Genomic DNA, 22,170 nt, shown 5'->3' with positions numbered 1-22,170 from the left:
GTTTTTTTGCCAGGGTATGGTTCTGTGCTTCGAGCAATGTGTTTTGATGCACAAGAGTGCTGTTTAATGATTTATTTGCATCATCAATATTAGGTGTTTTATCTTTTTTTAAATTATATTTAACTGCTTCGCGTGTTGTTAACTGTTTATTTGTGCTGTTTTTTGCGGGGTGTTTAACTCTCTGAATCTTGTGTTCTGTTTTTTTTACAGTGGCAAGGTATCCATTGTTATTTTGTGTGTTTTTTATTAAACTAATTTCTTGTTTTATTCTTTCTTTGTACTCAAGGGGAATGTCAATGGATGAAACATCCTGTAAATAAATATCCCCATGCGCGCTTCCAGACGGGAGTGAAACTCCTGCGGACAGTAACGAGTAATAAAGGAATTTACGAGCCTTCATCCTATGCTCCCAATATGAAGTCTACGCTATGGTCAAAGCATAGCCCAAAAGAGCAATAATACTATCTGCTGTTAAAAATCGACGATGCATCCAATGAGTATAACATGTGTTTTTCGATAAAAGCTCCGATGACTTTTTCGTGGTTCTCAATAGAGCGTGAGACGCAGATTGTTTTACGGGTAAGCTGCTTAATGCGGGTGCGGAGTGTCAGGTTATTACGCTCAATGCATTGGGTGAGTATTTTGCCGATCAGATGCTTATCTTTTGGCACCTCCAGGTCATCGCTACCCGGTTAGCGCTGGTGATCATGTCAATGTGAAATGGCGTGAGCCGTGCCAGTCGCTCCCGACAGCTTTCATCGGTTCTGGGACCAAAAGTGTAGGCCTGTAGGCCTGTAGGCCAGTACACCACCTGTTTTGGCGTTGTACGCGTATCAGAGCCAGTGCTGCCGGGATTTAGTGCCCACGAAGCTCCATTACTCATCGAGTTCGCAGATAAGCGCCACATCAGTATGGGGGATGGGTGAAGACGTTATTCGCTTTGGCGCGCGTTTTTTAACGTCCGGATGACGGTGTTAATGCCAATTTTCAGTGTTCTGGCGGTATCGCGCACCCCGGCACCCTTGAAGGCCATTTCAGTGATCTGCTCTTTAATACCCGGTTTATGGGCTTCATAGGTGTAGGTAAGCATGAAAAGCATGAGGACAGGCTGGGCAGCAACGTGCCCAGCCGGAGTTGCAACGAGGAGAGTGAACGGTGATGGATACCATGACATACAGAGTCTCCAAAGCACATATCACACCGGTTCAACCGATCGAAGGTATCACTGAATTGTCTTTTACCCCTCCATTCGCCAGGTGAGATACCATGAAATAAAAAATCCACGCAAGTGCGTGGATTTTATTGGGTTTGTTAATCGTCATGAGATTCAGTGAAATCTCATGAGACGGCAAAGTTTATTTAGACGTTAAACAGGAAGTTCATGATATCGCCATCCTTGACGATATAGTCCTTACCCTCAGAACGCATCTTACCGGCTTCTTTGGCACCCTGTTCACCCTTATAGGTGATGAAATCGTCAAAGGCGATGGTCTGGGCGCGGATAAAACCTTTTTCAAAGTCGGTATGGATTTTACCGGCGGCCTGCGGGGCGGTGGCGCCGACGGGAATGGTCCAGGCACGAACCTCTTTTACCCCGGCGGTGAAGTAGGTCTGCAGGTTCAGCAGCGTGTAGCCGGCGCGGATCACGCGGTTCAGCCCCGGCTCTTCCAGACCCAGTTCGGCCATGAACTCGTCGCGATCGGCGTCGTCCAGCTCGGCGATGTCGGCCTCAACGGCGGCACATACCGGAACCACAACGGAGCCCTCTGCGTCGGCGATGGCGCGCACCTGATCCAGGAACGGATTGTTCTCAAAGCCATCTTCGTTGACGTTGGCGATATACATGGTCGGTTTTAGGGTCAGGAAGCTCAGGTATTTGATAGCCCCTTTCTCTTCATCGCTGAGGTCCAGTGCACGCAGCATACCGGCCTGCTCCAGGTGCGGCAGGCATTTTTCCAGCGCGGAGAGCTCCAGCTTGGCGTCTTTATCGCCGCCTTTGGCTTTCTTCTGCACGCGGTGAATTGCACGCTCACAGGTATCCAGATCCGCCAGTGCCAGCTCGGTGTTGATCACCTCGATGTCTTCCGCCGGGTTTACGCGGCCGGAAACGTGTACGATATTGTCGTTTTCAAAGCAGCGCACCACGTGGCCGATAGCTTCGGTTTCACGGATGTTGGTCAGGAACTGGTTGCCCAGCCCTTCACCTTTGGAAGCGCCTTTGACCAGGCCGGCAATGTCGACAAACTCCATGGTGGTCGGCAGGGTACGCTGGGGTTTCACGATCTCGGCCAGCTGATCCAGACGCGGATCCGGCATCGGTACCACACCGGTGTTCGGCTCAATGGTACAGAACGGGAAGTTGGCTGCTTCGATCCCCGCTTTGGTCAGCGCATTGAACAGCGTGGATTTACCGACGTTGGGAAGCCCGACGATACCGCATTTAAAACCCATGTTTAATCACCTTAACTCATTGATTTTTAGCGATCTATAGAATAACCGCCAAAGAAACAGGAAAATATCGCCCGATTATACACGCAACGCGTCATTTTCTCGACTTATCCGTAGAACACGTGTGGCGGGCGGCGTTGTTGCGTCGCACTAGCGGGCGCTGGCCCTGAAGCCGTTGAGGCGATTCATCGCCTTATCCATGCCATCCTGCATCAGCAGATCGGTGCAGCGCAGCGCCTCGTCGATGGCATCGTCGATTAGGGGCTGTTCGCTGGCCAGCGGTTTACCCAGGACAAAGCCGACAACCTTGCTTTTGTCTCCGGGGTGGCCAATGCCGATGCGCAGGCGGTGAAAGTTGGGGTTATTGCCCAGTTTGCTTTGAATGTCCTTCAGGCCATTATGACCGCCGTTGCCGCCGCCGAGTTTCAGTTTGGCAACGCCCGGCGGCAGATCCAGTTCATCGTGTGCGACCAGAATTTCATCCGGGGCGATGCGGTAAAATCCGGCCAGGGCGGAGACGGCTTTGCCGCTCAGGTTCATAAAGGTGGTCGGCACCAGCAGGCGCAGGTCATGGCCTGCCAGGCTGAGGCGGGCGGTATAGCCAAAAAATTTGCTCTCTTCTTTCAGGGACTGGCCGTGGCGTTCGGCGAGGGCGTCAACGAACCAGGCGCCGGCGTTATGGCGGGTCTGGGCATATTCAGCGCCAGGGTTAGCCAGGCCGACAATCAGTTTAATCGTCATCAGTGCATTCAGTCTTTATGTGATAGGCGCGGGCAGTGCCGCGGCAGATAGTAGGCAAAGCGCCAAACCGTAATTAGACCATAATTTGTCGCCGCTCACTACCCTGCAGGCATCCGCCGGGGAGGTCGGAGAGGCGTGTGCGGTTATGTTTTGCGGCGGCGTATGGCGTCCTCTGGATCATCGTATCGGGAATGAAAAATCCGCATGACTTGTCAAGATAAAATGTGAGCCATAACCAAGCAGGTGAATATCAAGGGGCTATACTGTTACTAACGGGACGGATTAATAATTTTGATGAGTCGATGGTTATACATCAGAGGATTTGGCTGATACAGGGGAGGTGACCAATGAAACGTAAAGGCGCGGAGCTGCTTGGCAACGTTCTGATGGGGCTGGGGCTCATTACCATGGTGGGTGGTGTGGGCTACTCTGTGCTGGCCCAGTTACCCCAACTGGATTTACCCCAATACTTTTCTCACGGCGCCGTCATGAGTATTTTTATCGGCGCGCTGTTATGGTTGGTCGGTGCGCGGGTTGGCGGTCGTGAACGTGTTGCCGACCGCTATTGGTGGGTACGTCACTACGATAAACGCTGTACCCGTAAAACGCGCGAGCGTCCTTCTTAACACAACGACGTGCCATTAACGTTTAGACGCCGCCGGAAGGGCGGCGTTTTTATGGGCGCTCCTCATCGTCGTGCGGCAACAGCTGAACGTCAAACTCGGGGTACTGCTGGGAGCCGAGATAGCGGATGACCACCATTCCCTGATCATAGCCGGCACTGGTCAGGTTGTTGCTCAGTCCGCGTGGCTGGCGCGACAGGTGAATTTGGTAGCTCCCGTCCGCCTGACGAACAATCTCTTGTCCGGTCAGATAGGTTTTGGCCATCCTATAGTCTGGGGTTATATAGTAAGGCGTATAGAAGACGACGGAGATATAGGTTGCATCCCGGGGCAGGGTGCCGCTGATACGGATCACGCTGTCGTCGTGAGGCAGCGAAACATAAAAGCCGTCATAGCGGTTATCCGTGGTCGGGTACAGCGCATCGGACAGACTGCGATCGACCTCAACCTCCTGACTGCTGTTGCGTACCCTGCTCATCTTGGCGGAAATATCCAGAGAGCTGAGCACCAGGCTACGGTAGAAGCTGGCTGCCTGCGCGCCGCGCTGCGCCGCATCGGCGATGGGCGGCACGGGGTGCCCCGTCAGGCGGCGAATCTGATAGCGGGCAGGGCGTTGGGCCTTTTGCTGTCCGCTGTGATAATACTCACGCACGATGACCATATAGTCATCCGGTGTGGTGACGATCGTATCCTGTCCCGGCGGGGGCGCCGTCGGCGTCAGGCGCAGGCTAAAGTTACCCTGCGGGTCGATCTGCATATCCTGGGTCGATCGGTTCTGCTGTGTCCGGGCGATGTTACGGCCATCGCGCATCGCATAGACCTGAAATCCCACATAGTCAGCCGCGCCGACGTTGCCACTGATGACGTAGTCGCTGCGGCTGTCAAACAGGGCGGAGTTGTAGGTGGTCCAGGGGTTGTCACCGGCGACCTTACGGGTTCCGCTCATCCAGTCGACAAAGTAAGGGGTCGCCTCTGCTGCCTGGCGCAGAAAGATCGCAGAGGAAAGCGAGGCGGCGCTGTGCAGGAACTGCTGGGTAGCGGCGGCATATGGCTGACCGAGCTGCATCCGCTGGTTAAAGTGGTCGACCCGTTGGGCCATCTCTGCCTGGGGCAGTGAGGTGGCAGACAGGGGGGCGCAAAGCACCGTGGCTGACAGGGTAAACAGGGTGGCGCGTAATACGCTGTGCATGATGGCATCCGTTGCAGGCTGTGGAGTCGGCGCTGAAAGCCTATCACAGGGTGCAAAGCAGCGACCGGGATGTCGGTGTGGCGTATAGGAATGGTTTAACGTTGGCGAAGGTATCTCGGGGGCGGGTGACGGTGGACTCTACCCAGTCCACCGCGCGACAGAAACGAAAAACGGCGGATAAATCCGCCGTTTTTATCTGGCGCAAGCTATCAGTGTTCAAACATCGCAGAGATGGACTCTTCGTTGCTGATGCGGCGGATGGCTTCGGCCAACATACCGGACAGCGTCAGGCTGCGCACCTTGTCCAGCGCCTTGATCTCCGGCGCCAGCGGAATGGTGTCACACACCACAAACTCATCGATGACGGAATTCTTGATGTTGTCAATGGCGTTGCCGGAGAAGATCGGATGGGTCGCATAGGCGAATACGCGCTTGGCGCCACGCTCTTTCAGCGCTTCGGCCGCTTTGCACAGGGTGCCGCCGGTATCGATCATGTCGTCGACCAGGACGCAGTCGCGATCGGCGACGTCACCGATGATGTGCATCACCTGGGAGACGTTGGCGCGCGGACGACGCTTATCGATGATGGCCATGTCGGTATCGTTGAGCAGTTTGGCGATGGCGCGGGCACGTACGACGCCGCCGATGTCCGGAGAGACCACGATCGGGTTTTCCAGCTTCTGCTGCAGCATGTCTTCCAGCAGGATCGGGCTGCCGAATACGTTATCTACCGGTACGTCGAAGAAGCCCTGGATCTGTTCTGCATGCAGGTCCACGGTCAGTACGCGGTCAACCCCTACGCTGGAGAGGAAGTCCGCGACGACTTTTGCCGTGATCGGCACACGGGCGGAGCGCACGCGGCGATCCTGACGCGCATAGCCGAAGTAAGGGATTACCGCTGTGATGCGACCGGCAGAGGCGCGGCGCAGTGCGTCAACCATGACAACCAGCTCCATCAGGTTATCGTTGGTCGGGGCACAGGTGGACTGGATGATGAAAATATCACCACCGCGTACATTTTCGTTAATTTGCACGCTCACTTCGCCGTCACTAAAACGGCCTACAGCGGCGTCGCCGAGGCTGGTGTACAAACGGTTGGCAATACGTTGTGCTAGTTCCGGGGTAGCGTTACCAGCAAAAAGCTTCATATCAGGCACGAGAAGAACCTCAGGCTTGCGTCCAGAGAAGTTGATAGTACGGCGCGCTAACTGGGAGTGGGCTGACGCGCCGCATTACCCTACGGGTATTGTTTGAGTCACGGCAGACTCTGCATTCGTTCGGCGAACAAATGGCCGCGTAGCACGTAAAGCTATTGTCAAACACAGTATAATGCTTTAAACGTTAATCAGTTACGTGCTATAGAGGCCAGCAGCTCGGAGCGGGCATGGTGCAGCGGCGACCTATTGATGCCACGCGCCACGAATCCCTGCATCCACTCGGGGGCAATGCTGAGCACCTGACGGGCCGCCTGCTCGGTGTCGAATTCCGCAAACACACAGGCGCCGGTCCCTGTCAGACGCGACGGCGCGTATTCTAACAGCCACGAAAGCGCCTGTTCAACCTCACGAAAACGTTTTCTTGCTATTGGCTCGCAATCATTACTGTATGGTGTTGCCAACAGTTCAGTCAAAGTTCTGATTGGAGAGTCTCTTTTCAGTGCAGGATCGGCGAAGATCACTGGCGTAGGAATGCTGATACCTGGATGTGCAACAAAGTACCATTTTTCTTCAGGATGTGCTGTCTGTAACAATTCTCCAACACCCTGCGCAAAGGCGGCAACGCCATTAACAAAAACAGGTACGTCTGCGCCCAGGGTCAATCCAATCTCGGCCAGGCGCGCATCGCTTAATCCGGCCTGCCACAGGGTATTCAGCGCGACCAGGGTGGTGGCCGCATCCGATGAGCCGCCGCCGAGCCCGCCCCCCATCGGCAGAATCTTTTGCAGTGCGATGTCGGCGCCGCATCCGGCAAAGGCGGGCGGTAGCGCCGCCCGCAGCGCCCGCGCCGCGCGGATGATCAGGTTATCCTCATCCGCCACTCCTGCCACCGGTGTCAGCAGACGCAGCTGGTCGTCACCGCGGGCCTGAATGGTGAGCGTGTCGCCGTAGTCCACAAACTGGAACAGGGTCTGCAGCAGATGGTAGCCGTCGGCCCGCCGCCCGGTGATGTAAAGAAACAGATTCAGCTTGGCCGGTGCCGGCCAGTGGGTCAGCGCGTCGATCATGGCCGTAGCGTCCAGCTGTCCATCTTCAGCTTGATCCGCTGGCCGCCCTGGGTCAGCTCCAGCTGGGCCGGCAGGGCCGGGACGCTGGCGCTGTCATACTTCAGGTAGTCCACCTGCCAGGTCTGGCCCGCGTGGCGGTAGGTCGCCTGGCGCAGGCGGTACGCACTGTCCAGCTGGATACTCTGTGCCTGGCCGGGCAGCCCCAGCATCCACTGACGCAGGTTATCCAGCGGGATTTGCATACCGGTGAGCTTTTCGAGCATGACGGTGGCGTTGTCGCTAACGTAGCGGCGTCCCTGGCTATCGGTGATCTGCGCGACCCCCGGTTGAACGTTCAGCTCCAGCTCGGTGCTGCCGAGGGGATTGGTCAGCAGCAGGCGATAGTGTCCGGCGGCCGTCTGCTGCCAGAAGAAACGCGCATACACCTTTTGCTTATCGGAAAGATAGGCAAATGCCCCACGAGTCTGATAAACCGTGATATTTTCTACCTGCTGCTGGTGGGCTTGCCACTGCGGTGAGCTGACGCTGCCGCCGCTATTTTTATCGGGCAGCGTGCTGCAGGCAGCGAGCAACAGACAGCTAACTGGCAGTAAACGCAGGATATTTACCTTTTTCATCCTCATAATCCATGGTGAGTATACTCTGGGGCTAACGCTAGCCTGCTTGTCGGGGAGCGTCAATGGGCGCGGCGGCCTATCCGGGGGAAAAGGATAAAAAAATGTCTGTCGGCGCACGCGCTCCGGCGGTGCGGTGGCTTTTATTGCTTCGGTGCATCAAGTAGAATGCAGCGATAACCGATAACCCTAATGAAGTCGCGACTACTTGACGGTTTTTCATGAGTCTTCTTGCACTTGGAATCAATCATAAAACGGCGCCGGTCTCCCTGCGGGAACGGGTAACGTTTTCGCCCGATACGCTGGATCGGGCCATTGAAAGCCTGCTGCGACAGCCGTCGGTGCAGGCCGGGGTAGTGCTGTCGACCTGTAACCGCACCGAGCTGTATCTGAGCGTGGAGCAGCGGGCCGATCTGCGTCAGCAGATCGTCGACTGGCTGTGTAGCTACCATCAGCTGACGCCAGAGGAGGTGAGCGACAGTCTCTATTGGCATCAGGATAACGAGGCGGTCAGCCATCTGATGCGGGTGGCCAGCGGCCTGGACTCGCTGGTGCTGGGCGAGCCGCAAATACTGGGCCAGGTGAAGAAAGCCTTTTCGGAATCTCAACGTGAGCAGGCGCTGTCTGCTGACCTGGAGCGTCTGTTTCAAAAGACTTTCTCGGTGGCCAAGCGGGTACGTACGGAAACCGAAATCGGCACCAGCGCGGTGTCGGTGGCGTTTGCCGCCTGTACGCTGGCGCGCCAGATCTTTGAGTCGCTGGCCCGGCTTAACGTGCTGCTGGTCGGGGCGGGTGAGACCATTGAGCTGGTGGCCCGCCATCTGCATCAGCACCAGGTACAGCATATGATGATCGCCAACCGTACCCGTGAGCGTGCCCAGTCGCTGGCCGATGAGGTCGGGGCTGAGGTGATCCCGCTGGCGGATATCGATGCCCGCCTGGCGGACGCCGATATCGTTATCAGCTCGACGGCCAGCCCGCTGCCGATCATCGGTAAAGGAATGGTCGAGCGCGCGCTGAAGGCGCGCCGCAACAGGCCGATGCTGTTGGTCGATATCGCCGTTCCGCGCGACATTGAGCCGGAGGTCGGCGATCTGGCCAACGCCTATCTGTACAGCGTGGATGATCTGCATGCCATTATTCAGGGCAATATGGCCCAGCGGCAGGAGGCGGCGGTGCAGGCCGAGCACATCGTGCAGCAGGAGTGTGCCAACTTTATGGCCTGGTTGCGCGCGCAGGGGGCCGTCGATACCATCCGTGAATACCGGGCTCAGGCGGAGCAGCGGCGGGCCGAGGCCGAATCCGAAGCGCTGGCGGCGCTGGCGCAGGGCGTTGAGGCAGAGGCAGTGATCCGCCGCCTGGCGCATCGCCTGACCAACCGCCTGATCCATGCACCGACCAAATCCCTTCAGCAGGCCGCTGGCAGCGGCGATGCACAGCGTCTGCAGATGCTGCGCGACAGCCTTGGGCTGGATCATAATTAGTTCTCTCCTTTCTTATATATTTACAGGTAAATAGCCACGCATGAAGCCCTCTATCGTTGCCAAACTAGAAGCATTACAGGAGCGCCATGAAGAAGTTCAGGCACTGCTCGGTGATGCCGGCGTCATTGCCGATCAGGACCGTTTTCGCGCGCTGTCGCGTGAGTACGCGCAGCTGACCGACGTATCGCACTGTTTTCTGGCCTGGCGCCAGGTGCAGGACGATCTGACCACGGCGGAGATGCTGCTGGACGATCCGGAAATGCGGGATATGGCGCAGGAGGAGCTCAAAGAGGCGCGCGGGCGCCTGGCCGAGCTGGAGCAGCAGTTGCAGATCCTGCTGCTGCCCAAAGATCCTGACGATGAGCGCGACTGTTTCCTTGAGGTGCGCGCCGGTACCGGCGGCGATGAGGCCGCGCTGTTTGCCGGCGATCTTTTCCGGATGTACAGCCGCTACGCTGAGGCACGTCGCTGGCGTATCGAGATCATGAGCGCCAGCGAGGGCGAACACGGCGGCTACAAAGAGGTGATCGCCCGGGTGAGCGGTGACGGCGCCTATGGGCGTCTTAAGTTTGAGTCCGGCGGCCACCGCGTGCAGCGCGTGCCGGCGACGGAGTCCCAGGGGCGTATTCACACCTCTGCCTGCACGGTGGCGGTGATGCCGGCGGTGCCGGAGGCCGAGCTGCCGCAGATCAATCCGGCAGATCTGCGTATCGATACCTATCGCTCATCCGGTGCGGGCGGCCAGCACGTGAACACCACCGACTCCGCCATTCGCATTACCCACCTGCCGACCGGGATCGTGGTGGAGTGTCAGGATGAGCGTTCACAGCATAAGAACAAGGCCAAGGCCATGTCGGTGCTGGGCGCCCGTATTCGCGCCGCCGAAATCGCCAAGCGCCAGCAGGAGGAGGCATCGACCCGCCGTAACCTGCTGGGCAGCGGCGATCGCTCTGATCGCGTCCGCACCTATAACTTCCCGCAGGGACGGGTGACCGACCACCGCATTAACCTGACCCTGTATCGTCTGGATGAGGTGATGGAGGGGAAGCTGGACAACCTGATTGAGCCCATCGTGCAGGAGCACCAGGCCGATCAGCTCAGCGCGCTCGCCGAGCAGGAGTGATGCGCTACGATCAATGGTTGCGTCAGGCCTGCGCGCGCCTGACGCCGGGCGACAGCCCACGGCGCGATGCGGAGATCCTGCTGGAGCATGTGACCGGCAGGGGGCGCAGCTTTCTGCTGGCCTTTGGCGAGACGCTGTTGACGGCGGCACAGCTGGCGCAGCTGACCTCTCTGCTGGCGCGGCGCGTGCAGGGAGAGCCGGTGGCTTATCTGATCGGCGAACGTGAGTTTTGGTCGCTGCCGCTGGCGGTTTCTCCGGCGACGCTGATCCCGCGTCCGGATACCGAATGTCTGGTCGAACAGGCGCTGCTGCGTCTGCCTGCGACACCGGTGCAGATTGTCGATCTGGGCACCGGCACCGGTGCCATCGCTCTGGCGCTGGCCAGTGAGCGCCCCGACTGCCAGGTGAGTGCGGTGGAGTTCAACCCCGATGCCGTGGCGCTGGCGCAGCATAACGCCGCCCGTCTGGGCCTGTCGCGGGTCGAGATCCTGCAGGGCAGCTGGTTTACGCCGCTGGCCGGGCGGCGTTTTACCCTGATCGTTTCTAACCCGCCCTATATCGATGCAGCCGATGGCCACCTGAGCCAGGGCGACGTGCGCTTTGAGCCCGCCAGTGCGCTGGTGGCTGCCGAGCAGGGACTGGCCGATCTGCGGGCGATTGCCCGTCAGGCGCCGGACTATCTGGCGCTGGGGGGATGGTTGTTGCTGGAGCACGGCTGGCAGCAGGGGGCTGCCGTGCGCGCCCTGTTGACAGAGTATGGCTTTTGTCGCGTGGAGAGCGTGCGGGACTACGGCAATAACGAACGGGTGACCTTAGGACAGTACTGTCCGTCGTGCTGAGGCGGCGGGATAGGCCGGATATGATGATGAAACAGACGATCAACGGGCTGCCGCTGATGATGGAATGGGTATGAGTGTAATAGCCGATTTTGCCTTTGATGAGGCGTTGCTGAGCGACGGCGTGCTGCAGATGCAGCATGCCGTCCGCCCGGAACTGGACCCGGCGCGCCTGCGCGCCGAGCTGGATGGTTTGGCCGCGCAGGCGCAAACGGCGCTGCAGGGGGTATGCGGCGAGCAGGCGCGCCTGCAGCGTCTGCTGGCGTTGTTTTTTGACGAGTGGGGATTCGGCGGGGTCAGCGGTGTCTACCGGCTTTCCGATGCGCTGTGGCTGGACACCGTTCTGGCGCGACGTCAGGGAACGCCGGCCTCGCTGGGGATTATTCTGCAGCATATTGCCCAGGCGCTTGCGCTGCCGCTGCAGGCGGTGGTGTTCCCGACGCAGCTGCTGCTGCGCGCCGACTGGCCACAGGGTGGCTACCGGCTGTTCAATCCCCTGAACGGCGAGACGTTGGAGAGTACCCTGCTGGCGGTATGGCTTAAAGGGCATCAGGGCATGCAGGCCCACATGAGCAGTGGAGATATTGAGGCGGCGGAAAACAGCCAGGTGGTGCGCCGTCTGCTGACGACGCTGAAGGCGGCGCTGATGGAGGAGCAGCAGGTTGAGCTGGCGCTCAACGCCTGCGAGGCGCTGCTGTGCTTTGAGCCGGAAGATCCCTATGAGATCCGCGATCGCGGGCTGCTCTATGTCCGTCTGGAGTGTCCGCATATCGCGCTGTCCGATCTGAGCTACTTCATCGAGCAGTGCCCGGAGGATCCGGTGGCTGATGTGATTCGGCTTCAGATCCACGCCATCGAGCAGTTTGAGGTGGTGCTGCATTAGCGACGGCAGCCCCCTTCGGGACAACGGCGCCGCGCTGCATCATGGCCCGGGTTTTCTTTTGACTGCGCAGGAGCGGCGACAGACGGTGGAGTATGGCATACTCTGCGCGTTCGCTGTTCGGTCAGCAGGTTTTTTTTCAAAATTTAAGGCGCAAGCATGAAACAGAAAGTTGTCAGCATTGGTGATATTCAGGTCGCAAACGATCTGCCGTTTGTTCTGTTTGGTGGGATGAACGTGCTGGAGTCGCGCGATCTGGCGATGCGCATCTGTGAGCACTACGTTACCGTGACCCAAAAGCTGGGTATCCCCTATGTCTTTAAGGCCTCCTTCGACAAGGCCAACCGCTCCTCTATCCACTCGTACCGCGGTCCGGGCCTGGAAGAGGGGATGAAGATTTTCCAGGAGCTGAAGCGAACCTTCGGGGTGAAGATCATCACCGATGTCCATACGCCGGAGCAGGCGCAGCCGGTGGCTGACGTGGTGGATATCATTCAGCTGCCCGCCTTCCTGGCGCGCCAGACCGATCTGGTTGAGGCGATGGCGAAAACCGGCGCAGTGATCAACGTTAAGAAGCCGCAGTTTTTAAGCCCGGGCCAGATGGGCAATATCGTGGACAAGTTCCGGGAGGGGGGCAACGATCGGGTGATCCTGTGCGATCGCGGCAGCAACTTTGGCTATGACAATCTGGTGGTCGACATGCTGGGCTTTGGGGTGATGAAGAGTGTCAGCCACGGGGCACCGGTGATTTTTGACGTGACCCACTCCCTGCAGTGCCGCGATCCGTTTGGCGCCGCCTCCGGTGGCCGTCGTGCCCAGGTGACGGAGCTGGCGCGTTCCGGGATGGCCATCGGCCTGGCCGGACTGTTTATTGAAGCGCACCCGGATCCGGTCCACGCCATGTGTGACGGCCCCTCCGCGCTGCCGCTGGAGAAGCTGGAGCCGTTCCTGGTCCAGATGAAGGCCATCGACGATCTGGTGAAGAACTTCCCGCCGCTGGATACCGCCAACTAAGGCGTGGGCCGTACGGCCCACCTATATATATCGGGGGAGCCCAGGCTCTCCCGTTTTTTTTATCCGCGCTGGCAGAATATCCCCTGTACGCGCCCATCGGCGTCCCGGCAGGCATCCGGCATCAGGAAACGGAGCGGTATAGAAGGCGCACACAGGGTGGCAAGGGCTATCAGAGCGCTTTTCATGGCGCTCTCTCTCCGTGTGCGAGCGCGATCAGCGCGGGGCTTGGGCGGGGAAACGGGGAAAAATGGCGCCCGTTTGGGCGCCATGACAGGAGCGGGCAGCGTTAGCGCTCCTCCTCCAGCGTGCGCAGGGCATCCGGCAGGGTGGCAAAGAACGCCATACGCCCTTCGAGCGGCACCACGCGTGCGCGCATCAGGGTCTTCAGCGGCTGGAACGGCATATCGGTAACCATCAGGCGTTTGCCCTGTGGCAGCGTGTCGACGAAGCGCAGGAAGGCGTTCAGGCCACCGGCGTCCAGCACCGGCACGGCGTCCCACTGCATGACAACGGTCTGGTATTTATCCCCCATCGCCAGGATCTCGTTAAAGATACGCTCGGCGGCGGCGAAGAACAGCGGACCGCTGACGCGCAGCACCAGCACCCCGCGCGTATCGTCATGGCTCACCTCGCTGATGCGGGTCATCCGCGCAATGCGGCGCATAAATAGCAGTGAGGCCAGCACGATACCAACGGTGATGGCGATCACCATATCAAACAGCACCGTCAGCGACATGCACAGCAGCATGACGATGATGTCATCCTTGGGAGCCCGGCGCAGCAGGTAGACGACTTTGTGGGCCTCGCTCATGTTCCAGGCCACTATCAGCAGCAGGGAGGCCATGGCCGCCAGCGGCAGATAGGAGAGCCAGGGGGCAAGGACCAGCAGCGCCAGGATCACCAGCAGGGAGTGGATCACCGCGGAGACGGGCGAGGTAGCGCCGGCGCGGACGTTGGCCGCCGAGCGTGCAATCGCTGCGGTTGCGGTAATCCCGCCGAAAAAGGGGGCGGCAATGTTACCCAGGCCCTGGCCTATCAGCTCGCCGTTGGAGTGGTGCTTTTTACCGGTCATGCCATCCAGCACCACTGCGCACAGCAGAGACTCGATCGCCCCCAGCATCGCCATGGAGAACGCCGCGGGCATCAGGGCCGACAGGCTGTGCCAGCTCAGGCGGATCGCCTCTCCCCCCGGGGAGGGGATGTTCCACGGCAGGACAAACTGCGGCAGGATCGGCGGGATGCCCTGACCGTGGCTGCCATCGGCCAGCACATAGCTAAAGCGGGAGCCGATGGTGGCCACGTCATGGCCGAACAGTGAACAGATCCCCATCACCGCGCTGCCGGCCAGCAGCGCCGGCAGATGCCCGGGCAGGCGTAGACCCAGCCTGGGCCAGAAGATCAAGACCGCCAGCGTGGTGGCGCCGATCAGGGTGTCCGCCCAGTTGATGGTCGGCATGGCCTGCGCCAGCGCCGCCACCTTAAGCAGGTAGCTTTCCGGCACGTGCTCCAGATGCAGGCCGAAGAAATCCTTGATCTGCATGGTGCCGATGGTGATCGCGATCCCGGAGGTGAAGCCAAGGGTAACGGAGAGCGGAATGTATTCAATCAGGCGGCCAAAGCGCGCCATCCCCATCAGCAGCAGGAAGATCCCCGACATCAGCGTGGCCACCAGCAGCCCGGAGAGGCCGAACTGCTGTGAGACAGGATACAGGATGACGACAAAGGCGGCGGTGGGGCCTGAAACGCTGTAGCGCGATCCCCCGGTCAGCGCGATCACGATACCGGCCACGGCCGAGGTATACAGGCCGTACTGCGGTGGTACGCCGCTGCCGATGGCCAGCGCCATGGCCAGCGGAATGGCGATGATGCCAACGGTGATGCCGGCGATGAGATCCTTGGTGAAACGCTGGAGCGAGTAAGGATCGCGCCAGCAGGATTCAATCAGCGCGCTGAACGGCATAACGCCGCCAATTTTATGGGTTTTCATTATGCGATTAAACCAACTATAGAAAAATCAAAGAAAGGCGGGCCATAGGCGGTCCGTCGCGAAGAGGAACAATACGATACGCCTTTAGCTAAGCGGAAATATAGATATATATCAAATCAGATGAGCAAACTAGGTAGGTGCTAAAAAATAGGTTTTTATTCTGAGGTCTTACAGCGCAGAGCAGGCGGGAGCTGGGTTGCCCGATCCCCCGCCGTTGGAGAAGTAAAAGACTTTTACCCATTAGGCAGATTTTTATTGGTTAATGCCAAGAAAGCGGGCAATAACCTCACTGACCAACAGATGGTCGTCCAGCTGGGGCGCGCCGGATACGCTGATGGCGCCGACGCAGCCGCAGTTGACGATACGTAGGGGGAAGCTGCCGCCCTGGGAGGCATAGTCTGCCGGATCCAGGCCGTAAAAGGCCTCCAGCGTGGTATTCCGCAGGGTCAGGCGCATTCCCATCGCATAGGAGCTGCGCTGGAAGCGCAGTACGACGTTGCGCTTACGGCGGATCCATTCGGCATTGTCCGGCGAGGTGCCGGGCATGGCGCAGTGAAAGAGGGTCTGCCCGGCGAACTGGATATCGATGGTGACGTGCAGGCCGCGTCGCCCGGCCTCCTGACGCAGCGCGCAGCCTAGCTGCCAGGCGGTATCGGGATTGAATAGGGTAAACTGGAGCTGCTGCTCCTCGGCGGCCAGTCGCGCCAGCGCTTCTTCACTGCTCATAGGCGTTCCTTCTCTTGCGGTGTCATGACATAACTATCGGCGATCGATCAGGAGGGGAGCGCGACGGGGATCGGATTTTGTGATAAATCCGGATACGGAAATGCGAAAAGCCCGGCCATAGGCCGGGCTTTTCAGAATCTGGCGGTGAGGAAGGGATTCGAACCCTTGATACGTTTTCACGTATACACACTTTCCAGGCGTGCTCCTTCAACCACTCGGACACCTCACCAAATTTCCCGCTGCGGCGTTGTGCGCTGCAACGGGGCGCTACTATAGGGATAGAGCCACCTAGGGTCAAGCATATTTTTTTATGTCGCGCGTGGGTGACGGTTGTATGTACAGTTTGCGGGTTTTATCGGCATTTTGCGCCCCTGGCGTGGCGTATGGCTCCCCCATCTTGGCCCGGGATCGAAGATACGGATCGCGTCTCGGCCGTCTTCAGTGCCGTAGGCAACGGTATTCCGGCGCCAGATTGGCGGTGTGGCAGGGTATGCTGATGGTGCGGGGGAGAGAGGAACTTATGTCGGCAGTGTGGCGGTGGGGAGAGCGATGCCAGCGCGCCGCGATCGTCAAGGAGGCGGGTGCTGGTTTTTGGCACGGGCGTGGAAATGCAAAAAGCCCGGCCATAGGCCGGGCTTTTCAGAATCTGGCGGTGAGGAAGGGATTCGAACCCTTGATACGTTTTCACGTATACACACTTTCCAGGCGTGCTCCTTCAACCACTCGGACACCTCACCAAATTGTCTCCGCAACAGCGTGTGGCGTTGCGATGGGCGCTAATGTAGGGAAAAGCCGCCGCGGCGTCAATACTATTTTTTCGTAAAACCAACTGTTTAGCTAAACATTCAACAAACTGGTGAATTACGCCGCATTCGGCGGCGTAATTTACAGCATCTACGCCGCCGGGGCGTCAGTGCCCGTAGCGTTTTTGCCACCCGGCCTCCAGTGCCTCCTGCCATGAGGGGTGCGGTTCGGCCAGCGCATCAAACAGCGTTGGCATCTTGCCAAAGGCGCGACGCTGCTCAGGCGGCAGGTGGGTAACGTCTACAATGGTCGGATCGCCCCAGATTTGGCTGTCGGCCTTGCGCGCCTGTGCCTCGGGCGACATCAGGAAGTTAATGACCACCAGCGCGGCGTCTTTGGCCGGGGCATTGAACGGGATCGCCAGAAAGTGCACGTTGCTCAGGGCGCCGCCCTTAAAGGCGTACGCCTGGGTATCGGGTGGTACCTCGCCGGCGGCAATCGCTGCGGGCGCCATGCCGGGGTTGAAGCTGATGGCCAGATCGAGGGCGCCATCATTGAACAGCTGTAGCTGCTGGGTGTCGCTGACCGGGAATACGCGCCCCTGGCGCCATAGATAAGGATGGATCTGATCCAGCCAGCCCCACAGCGGAGCGCTGTCACGGGCAAAGGTCTGTGGATCCACGGGCTGGCTCAGCGGCAGCGCCGGATTGAGCTGCATCAGGATGCTTTTTAGAAAGCTGCTGCCGTGAAACTGCGGCGGTCGCGGGTAGGTCACCCGGCCAGGATGCTGACGGGCATACGCCAGCAGGGCCTGGGGATCGGCCGGAGGCGCCGGCAGCGCGGCGGCATCGTGGAGCAGCACCAGCTGGCCGACGCCCCAGGGCGCCTCATAGCCCTCGGTGGCGACGGTGAAGTCGCTGCGCACCGGCAGCGACAGGTTTACCCAGCGCCAGTTGGGCAACTGTTCGGCGAAGGGGCCATACAGCAGGCCCGCGCGCTTCATCGCAGTAAAGTTTTTCCCGTTGATCCAGAGCAGATCCACACTGCCGCGCCCAAGGTTTCCCGCAGCTTTCTCTGCCCGAATACGGCCGACAGTTTCGGCGATGTCGCTCACCTTAACCTGCACCAGATTGATGTCGTAGCGTTGCTTAACCTGTCGGGCTGCCCAGCCCAGGTAGTCATTGACCTGTGGACTGCCGCCCCAGGCGTTGAAGTAGACGGTTTCACCGCGTGCACGCTGCAGATGAGTGCCCCAGGGCGTATCCGCGGCATGGGTGTTGAGGGTGAACGCCAGGCACAGCGCCGCGGCGCCGCGGAGCAAAGTAGGGAGTCGCATGGGTCGCCTTATCGAAGGAGTGTTGAAGGTACCATTGTAATCGCTGGGGGATACGGCGCCTAGCGTGGAGGAACAAAGGGACGGCGATCATAGGGACAATGCCTATACCGAATCAAACAGCATAAAGTATGGGCAAAAGTGAATAGTTACGCTTATAAATTGCTTAAATAATAGCTAATCTGGTAATTAATTAAGATTAATGCTGGTATTTTGGTTGTTTATCCCGCTAAATGTGAGTGCGGCCTACACAAACGGTATGGAACAACAACAAAGGCCGACCGGCACAACACCGGGAAGTTCTCAGGATGAGTCGTAACCAGCCCTTTCGTTCAAGGAGAAAAGCGGTGAGCGCTTCAACCCCTCCCTCTCACCAAGGCGCCGTCCCATCGGGAACCGGTGCGCTGTTTTTTATTCAAACGTTTGCCACGCTCGGCTTTGCCGTGCTCTATTCCACCCTGGTGCTGTATGCCACGAAACGTCTTGGATTCAGCGAGACGCAGGCTAACGCCATGATGGGGATCTTTGGCGCCTTTAACTATGGCCTGCATCTGTTCGGCGGCTATTTGGGCGGGCGCTGTCTCAGTAACCGTAACCTGTTTGTGCTGGGGATGGTGTTGCAGGTGATCGGCTGTTATCTGATCGCTGAGATGGGGGTGAGCGGCCTGTATTGGGGACTGGCTATGTTTCTGACCGGCAGCGGGCTGAATGTGACCTGTATCAATATGATGTTGACCCAGCGTTTTGCGCCGGACGATAACCGACGGGAAAGTGCGTTTTTATGGAACTATGCCGGGATGAATCTGGGCTTTTTCATCGGCTTTTCCGTGGCGGGGTATTTCCAGCTGACGGAGAATTATCGGGCACTGTTCCTGTTTGCCACGCTGGGTAATGCGGTGGCGATCGTAGTGACCCTGTCCCGCTGGCGTATTCTGGCCGACATCAATACACCACTGCGTCAGATACGCGGCCGCGCCTTCTATCGGCGGATGCTGGTGGGGCTGCTGATCCTGGTGCTGCTGGTGCCGGTGCTGCGAATACTGCTGACTCACGCTGATTTCAGCAGCAACTTTGTGATCCTGCTGGGGATCCTGGTTTTCGCGCTGCTGTGTGTAATGACGGCGCGTCACCGTCAGGCGGATGAGCGTCGCCGCATGGTGGCCTACCTGATCCTGGCGCTGGGGTCGCTGGTATTCTGGTCGCTGTATCAGCTGGCGCCGATGGGGCTGATGCTGTTCTCTGAACATAACATCGATCTGAACGTCTACGGCTGGCGGATCGCGCCCCAGTGGCTCCAGAATATCAATACGCTGGTGATCGTCATTGGCGGTCCGTTGATGGCCTGGTTGTTTAAGTACCTGCGTGAGCTCGGTCTGCGTATCGATATCCCCTCTCAGTTTGCCGCCTCGCTGTTTTGTATGGGGCTGGGGATGCTGGTGTTGCCGTTGGGAATTTCGCTGGCCGGTGCCAACGGGCTGGTCGCATTTAAATGGATCGCCATCAGCTATCTGCTGCAAAGCCTGGGAGAGCTGCTGATCTCGCCGATCGGCTACGCCATGATAGGTAAGCTGGCTCCCGCCCGTCTGCAGGGGATGATGATGGGATGCTGGATGATGGTGACCGGGGTCGCCTCCGTGCTGGCGGGCTATGTCTCCGGGCTGATGCCGCAAAACAGCGGCAATACGCCGCTGGAAACCAACCCGGGCTACAGCGCGGTGTTTAATGAACTGGGCTGGGGCTCTATCGCTACCGGGGTGATCCTGGTGCTGCTGGTGCCGCTGCTGCGCCGGCTGATTGCCTATAGCAAGAGGTCAGCCACCTGAGCGATAGGCAATAGTGGCGCTTGACGTTGACAGACGGCGGAGATCCTGACAAAAGGGTATTCGCCGTTTTTTTATCCGCGAGGCAAACGGTGGAGAGCGTCGTCAACACGATCAGGAGGCCGACATGGAGATCATCTACTACCACCCTTTTTTTAATGCCCAGACCTGGCTTGACGGTATGCGCCAGCGTCTGCCGCAGGCCGATATCCGCCAGTGGCAGCCGGGCGATAACCGGTCCGCCGACTATGCGCTGGTCTGGCAGCCCCCCTATGAGATGCTGGCTCAGCGTCAGGGGCTGCGTGCCATATTTGCCCTTGGCGCGGGCGTGGATGCCATTCTGTCGCAGGCGCGCGCGCATCCCGGGATGTTGCCGGCGGGCGTGCCGCTGGTGCGTCTGGAGGACACCGGAATGGCCCAGCAGATGGAGGAGTACGCCGTCGCGACGGTGATGCGCTATTTCCGCCGCTTTGATGAGTATGCGTTGCAGCAGCGTCAGGGGATCTGGCGTTATCTGACACCTCATGAGGCTGGTACGTTTAGCGTGGGGGTGCTCGGCGCCGGTGTTCTGGGGGGAAGGGTGGCGCGTCGCCTGGCTTCCTTTGGCATGCCGGTGCGCTGCTGGAGTCGCACGGTGAAGGATTATCCGCAGGTGCAAAGCTTTTATGGCAGTGGGCAGCTGCCTGCCTTTTTGCAGGGGTTGCAGCTGCTGATTAACCTACTGCCGAACACGCCACAGACCGTGGGCATACTGAATCAGTCCCTGTTTGCCCGGATGAAGGCCGGCGCCTATATCATCAATCTGGCCCGCGGGGTACATCTGGATCAAGATGCGCTGCTGGCGGCGCTGGATAATGGTCAGGTGGCGGCGGCAACGCTGGACGTATTCGATCAGGAGCCACTGGCAGCGGATCATCCGTTCTGGCAGCATCCGCGGGTGACCATGACGCCGCATATCGCGGCGATCACCCTGCCGCAGGTGGCGATGGACTATATTGCCGATAATATCCATGCGATCGAGGCCGGGCGGCGCCCAGAAGGGGGGGTTGACGTCGCGCGTGGCTACTGATGAGGCGGGGGCGGCGCGCCCTCCGCCCGTCGGGGCGGCAGGGTAACGCAGTGTTTGCCCCGGTGCTTGCTGATATACAGCCGATTGTCCGCCAGGGTCTGTAGAACCAGCAGTTCGCTGGCCTCGTCGCTGTCGCTGGCGCCGATGCTAAGCCGTGCGCCGTAGCGTTCGGCCTCGCTCAGTAGCGCGTTGCAGCATTGCGCCAGCGCGCTGATGTCCGGTACGCATTTCTTATCGAGCAGGGCGGCAAATTCATCGCCGCCGATGCGGTAAAAGCGCCAGCCCTCCTGACGGCGGGCGAAGGCCGCCGCCAGCTGTGCCAGCAGGCGATCGCCCTCATCCTGTCCCAGATCATCGTTTACCTGGCCAAAGGCATCCAGATCCAGCAGCAGCAGGTAAAATGGCTGCTGCTGATAGAGACGCTGGGCGATGTCATAATCATACTTGCGCCGGTTATACAGCTTGGTCAGTGGATCGCGCAGCAGCGCCTTTTTGTCCAGCTCGACGCGCCGCTTGACAGCGTCATTAAAAAAGAGACCGTTTCGGCGTGATGGCGTTTTACCGGAAAGAAACTCCTCTCGCTCGCGTTCTATTTCACGCTTGATTTTTTTATAAAAATAGCGCAGGAAAAAAATGGCGCAGCCAAATGATAGAATAAAATAGAGTAGGTTAAAGCCAATCAGCTTTAACAGATAGGTGACCGGAATATAGCCGACCAGTGTTGCCTTTTTTCCGTTAAGCACTTCGTTCTGCTGGGTGACCTTTATTTCCAATGGCCTGTTATGCCACAGATTTTCACCACGGATGCTGTCTGGCAGCAGCTGCGGTGCATTGGTAGAACGGGTGATGAGTTTATTGTCGTCGTCAAACAGATACAGATAAATCGGGGTGGTGGCGCTGTGCTGATCTAATACCTTTCTCAGACCATAAATATCCACAAGGAATAGCATGACCTTTCCGTCACCGGCGGTATATTTCAAATAGGGTAACACAGTCTCGCCCCGATCCAGATGACCATACCATTGACGCTGCTGGTGTTCGCGCATCTGCGCGATCAGCCGCTGCTTTTTGTCATCAGAGAGCCAGTCATGGGCGTTTTTATCCAACAGCCGCAGGTGTTCGCCATCCAGCAGATAAACACTGTTGCCCCAGTGTAGATCGCGGGCGACGGAAAACAGGTCGGGGATTGGGCTGCCTTTCTTAGAGGCATATTCAATAATTCTACTGCGTCGTTGGATATTGCGGTTATCATTGTCCAACTGGTTTTTTGAAATGCCATTGACAATGGCAGATGTTACCAGACGCATATTCTGCC

The 22,170-nt window shown here is 58.6% G+C and carries 19 protein-coding genes, 2 tRNA genes and 1 pseudogene; 8 read left to right on the top strand and 14 right to left on the bottom strand.

Features of this window, described 5'->3' with window-relative positions; genetic code table 11:
• The 4 genes and pseudogenes from EIEH_RS19005 to pth all read right to left on the bottom strand — a co-directional run.
• Window positions 1-400 (bottom strand): hypothetical protein (locus EIEH_RS19005; RefSeq protein ID WP_152412041.1); only part of this gene is annotated, 400 nt, incomplete at its 3' end.
• Window positions 401-461: 61 nt separating this feature from the next.
• Window positions 462-1,169, bottom strand: a pseudogene (locus EIEH_RS18505) (IS1 family transposase).
• A gap of 190 nt (window positions 1,170-1,359) precedes the next feature.
• Complete coding sequence (gene ychF, locus EIEH_RS09960; protein ID WP_012848252.1) at window positions 1,360-2,451, bottom strand: redox-regulated ATPase YchF; 1,092 nt, start codon at window positions 2,449-2,451, stop codon at window positions 1,360-1,362.
• Window positions 2,452-2,598: 147 nt separating this feature from the next.
• Window positions 2,599-3,189 carry an aminoacyl-tRNA hydrolase gene (pth, locus tag EIEH_RS09955; protein WP_015870901.1) on the bottom strand — a complete coding sequence of 197 codons (591 nt, stop codon included), beginning with the start codon at window positions 3,187-3,189 and terminating at the stop codon, window positions 2,599-2,601.
• A gap of 347 nt (window positions 3,190-3,536) precedes the next feature.
• Here pth and ychH point away from each other — a divergent pair, with 347 nt between their 5' ends.
• Window positions 3,537-3,815: a stress-induced protein YchH gene (gene ychH, locus EIEH_RS09950; RefSeq protein ID WP_015870903.1), complete on the top strand. Its 279-nt coding sequence runs from the start codon at window positions 3,537-3,539 to the stop codon at window positions 3,813-3,815.
• Window positions 3,816-3,864: 49 nt separating this feature from the next.
• Here the strand turns inward: ychH and EIEH_RS09945 are convergent, their stop codons facing one another.
• The 4 genes from EIEH_RS09945 to lolB form a co-directional block, all read right to left on the bottom strand.
• On the bottom strand, window positions 3,865-5,001 hold the full coding sequence (locus tag EIEH_RS09945; protein WP_015870904.1) for a DUF1214 domain-containing protein: 1,137 nt from the start codon (window positions 4,999-5,001) through the stop codon (window positions 3,865-3,867).
• A 209-nt stretch (window positions 5,002-5,210) separates the two neighbouring features.
• A complete protein-coding gene (gene prs, locus EIEH_RS09940; protein ID WP_005293094.1) occupies window positions 5,211-6,158 on the bottom strand; it encodes a ribose-phosphate diphosphokinase in 948 nt (315 codons plus the stop codon).
• Between the two features lie 188 nt (window positions 6,159-6,346).
• Window positions 6,347-7,225 (bottom strand): 4-(cytidine 5'-diphospho)-2-C-methyl-D-erythritol kinase, encoded by an 879-nt coding sequence (gene ispE / locus EIEH_RS09935; RefSeq protein WP_015870905.1) that lies wholly within the window; start codon window positions 7,223-7,225, stop codon window positions 6,347-6,349.
• Entirely contained in the window at window positions 7,222-7,848 is a 627-nt protein-coding gene (gene lolB / locus EIEH_RS09930; RefSeq protein WP_015870906.1) for a lipoprotein insertase outer membrane protein LolB, read from the bottom strand. The genes ispE and lolB overlap by 4 nt, the downstream gene beginning before the upstream one ends.
• A 212-nt stretch (window positions 7,849-8,060) precedes the next feature.
• Here lolB and hemA point away from each other — a divergent pair, with 212 nt between their 5' ends.
• The 5 genes from hemA (at window position 8,061) to kdsA (ending at window position 13,176) form a co-directional block, all read left to right on the top strand.
• On the top strand, window positions 8,061-9,323 hold the full coding sequence (gene hemA, locus EIEH_RS09925; RefSeq protein WP_015870907.1) for a glutamyl-tRNA reductase: 1,263 nt from the start codon (window positions 8,061-8,063) through the stop codon (window positions 9,321-9,323).
• 40 nt (window positions 9,324-9,363) lie between these two features.
• Complete coding sequence (gene prfA, locus EIEH_RS09920; protein ID WP_015870908.1) at window positions 9,364-10,446, top strand: peptide chain release factor 1; 1,083 nt, start codon at window positions 9,364-9,366, stop codon at window positions 10,444-10,446.
• Window positions 10,446-11,285, top strand: a complete 840-nt coding sequence (prmC, locus tag EIEH_RS09915; protein ID WP_015870909.1) for a peptide chain release factor N(5)-glutamine methyltransferase — start codon at window positions 10,446-10,448, stop codon at window positions 11,283-11,285. Before prfA ends, prmC begins: the two co-directional genes overlap by 1 nt.
• A 70-nt stretch (window positions 11,286-11,355) precedes the next feature.
• Window positions 11,356-12,165, top strand: coding sequence for a transglutaminase family protein (locus EIEH_RS09910; protein ID WP_015870910.1), 810 nt, complete (start codon window positions 11,356-11,358; stop codon window positions 12,163-12,165).
• Window positions 12,166-12,321: 156 nt separating this feature from the next.
• Window positions 12,322-13,176: a 3-deoxy-8-phosphooctulonate synthase gene (kdsA, locus tag EIEH_RS09905; protein ID WP_015870911.1), complete on the top strand. Its 855-nt coding sequence runs from the start codon at window positions 12,322-12,324 to the stop codon at window positions 13,174-13,176.
• A gap of 286 nt (window positions 13,177-13,462) precedes the next feature.
• On the opposite strand, the gene dauA is transcribed toward kdsA, so the two are convergent.
• The 5 genes from dauA to EIEH_RS09880 form a co-directional block, all read right to left on the bottom strand.
• Complete coding sequence (gene dauA, locus EIEH_RS09900; RefSeq protein WP_015870913.1) at window positions 13,463-15,163, bottom strand: C4-dicarboxylic acid transporter DauA; 1,701 nt, start codon at window positions 15,161-15,163, stop codon at window positions 13,463-13,465.
• A 252-nt stretch (window positions 15,164-15,415) separates the two neighbouring features.
• A complete protein-coding gene (locus tag EIEH_RS09895; protein ID WP_015870914.1) occupies window positions 15,416-15,889 on the bottom strand; it encodes a heme-degrading domain-containing protein in 474 nt (157 codons plus the stop codon).
• Window positions 15,890-16,028: 139 nt separating this feature from the next.
• A tRNA-Ser gene (locus EIEH_RS09890) sits at window positions 16,029-16,118 on the bottom strand.
• A 418-nt stretch (window positions 16,119-16,536) separates the two neighbouring features.
• Window positions 16,537-16,626, bottom strand: a tRNA-Ser gene (locus EIEH_RS09885).
• Window positions 16,627-16,799: 173 nt separating this feature from the next.
• The gene (locus tag EIEH_RS09880) at window positions 16,800-17,969 is read right to left on the bottom strand and encodes an ABC transporter substrate-binding protein (RefSeq protein ID WP_081490038.1); all 1,170 of its coding nucleotides are present in this window, start codon (window positions 17,967-17,969) and stop codon (window positions 16,800-16,802) included.
• Between the two features lie 344 nt (window positions 17,970-18,313).
• On the opposite strand from EIEH_RS09880, the gene EIEH_RS09875 reads away from it, so the two are divergent.
• Together EIEH_RS09875 and ghrA are read left to right on the top strand one after the other, a co-directional pair.
• Window positions 18,314-19,789, top strand: a complete 1,476-nt coding sequence (locus tag EIEH_RS09875) for a peptide MFS transporter (protein ID WP_015870916.1) — start codon at window positions 18,314-18,316, stop codon at window positions 19,787-19,789.
• Between the two features lie 124 nt (window positions 19,790-19,913).
• On the top strand, window positions 19,914-20,855 hold the full coding sequence (gene ghrA / locus EIEH_RS09870; RefSeq protein WP_015870917.1) for a glyoxylate/hydroxypyruvate reductase GhrA: 942 nt from the start codon (window positions 19,914-19,916) through the stop codon (window positions 20,853-20,855).
• Here ghrA and EIEH_RS09865 read toward each other — a convergent pair.
• The gene (locus tag EIEH_RS09865; protein WP_226092399.1) at window positions 20,849-22,162 is read right to left on the bottom strand and encodes a GGDEF domain-containing protein; all 1,314 of its coding nucleotides are present in this window, start codon (window positions 22,160-22,162) and stop codon (window positions 20,849-20,851) included. The two genes, ghrA and EIEH_RS09865, sit on opposite strands and share 7 nt — an antisense overlap.
• Window positions 22,163-22,170 lie beyond the last annotated feature (8 nt).

The organism is Edwardsiella ictaluri ATCC 33202, from assembly GCF_000264785.1.
Lineage (GTDB): Bacteria > Pseudomonadota > Gammaproteobacteria > Enterobacterales > Enterobacteriaceae > Edwardsiella > Edwardsiella ictaluri.
This window is presented reverse-complemented; position numbering and strand designations above follow the sequence as displayed.

What these genes read in the sequence shown, in the direction of transcription:
- prmC (WP_015870909.1), top strand. Translation starts at nt 10,446, where the DNA reads ATGCGCTACGATCAATGGTTGCGTCAGGCCTGCGCGCGCCTGACGCCG.
- prfA (WP_015870908.1), top strand. Translation starts at nt 9,364, where the DNA reads ATGAAGCCCTCTATCGTTGCCAAACTAGAAGCATTACAGGAGCGCCAT.
- hemA (WP_015870907.1), top strand. Translation starts at nt 8,061, where the DNA reads ATGAGTCTTCTTGCACTTGGAATCAATCATAAAACGGCGCCGGTCTCC.
- EIEH_RS09865 (WP_226092399.1), bottom strand. Translation starts at nt 22,162, where the DNA reads ATGCGTCTGGTAACATCTGCCATTGTCAATGGCATTTCAAAAAACCAG.
- ychH (WP_015870903.1), top strand. Translation starts at nt 3,537, where the DNA reads ATGAAACGTAAAGGCGCGGAGCTGCTTGGCAACGTTCTGATGGGGCTG.
- ychF (WP_012848252.1), bottom strand. Translation starts at nt 2,451, where the DNA reads ATGGGTTTTAAATGCGGTATCGTCGGGCTTCCCAACGTCGGTAAATCC.
- EIEH_RS09880 (WP_081490038.1), bottom strand. Translation starts at nt 17,969, where the DNA reads ATGCGACTCCCTACTTTGCTCCGCGGCGCCGCGGCGCTGTGCCTGGCG.
- EIEH_RS09895 (WP_015870914.1), bottom strand. Translation starts at nt 15,889, where the DNA reads ATGAGCAGTGAAGAAGCGCTGGCGCGACTGGCCGCCGAGGAGCAGCAG.
- ghrA (WP_015870917.1), top strand. Translation starts at nt 19,914, where the DNA reads ATGGAGATCATCTACTACCACCCTTTTTTTAATGCCCAGACCTGGCTT.
- dauA (WP_015870913.1), bottom strand. Translation starts at nt 15,163, where the DNA reads ATGAAAACCCATAAAATTGGCGGCGTTATGCCGTTCAGCGCGCTGATT.
- EIEH_RS09945 (WP_015870904.1), bottom strand. Translation starts at nt 5,001, where the DNA reads ATGCACAGCGTATTACGCGCCACCCTGTTTACCCTGTCAGCCACGGTG.
- EIEH_RS09910 (WP_015870910.1), top strand. Translation starts at nt 11,356, where the DNA reads ATGAGTGTAATAGCCGATTTTGCCTTTGATGAGGCGTTGCTGAGCGAC.
- kdsA (WP_015870911.1), top strand. Translation starts at nt 12,322, where the DNA reads ATGAAACAGAAAGTTGTCAGCATTGGTGATATTCAGGTCGCAAACGAT.
- lolB (WP_015870906.1), bottom strand. Translation starts at nt 7,848, where the DNA reads ATGAGGATGAAAAAGGTAAATATCCTGCGTTTACTGCCAGTTAGCTGT.
- pth (WP_015870901.1), bottom strand. Translation starts at nt 3,189, where the DNA reads ATGACGATTAAACTGATTGTCGGCCTGGCTAACCCTGGCGCTGAATAT.
- ispE (WP_015870905.1), bottom strand. Translation starts at nt 7,225, where the DNA reads ATGATCGACGCGCTGACCCACTGGCCGGCACCGGCCAAGCTGAATCTG.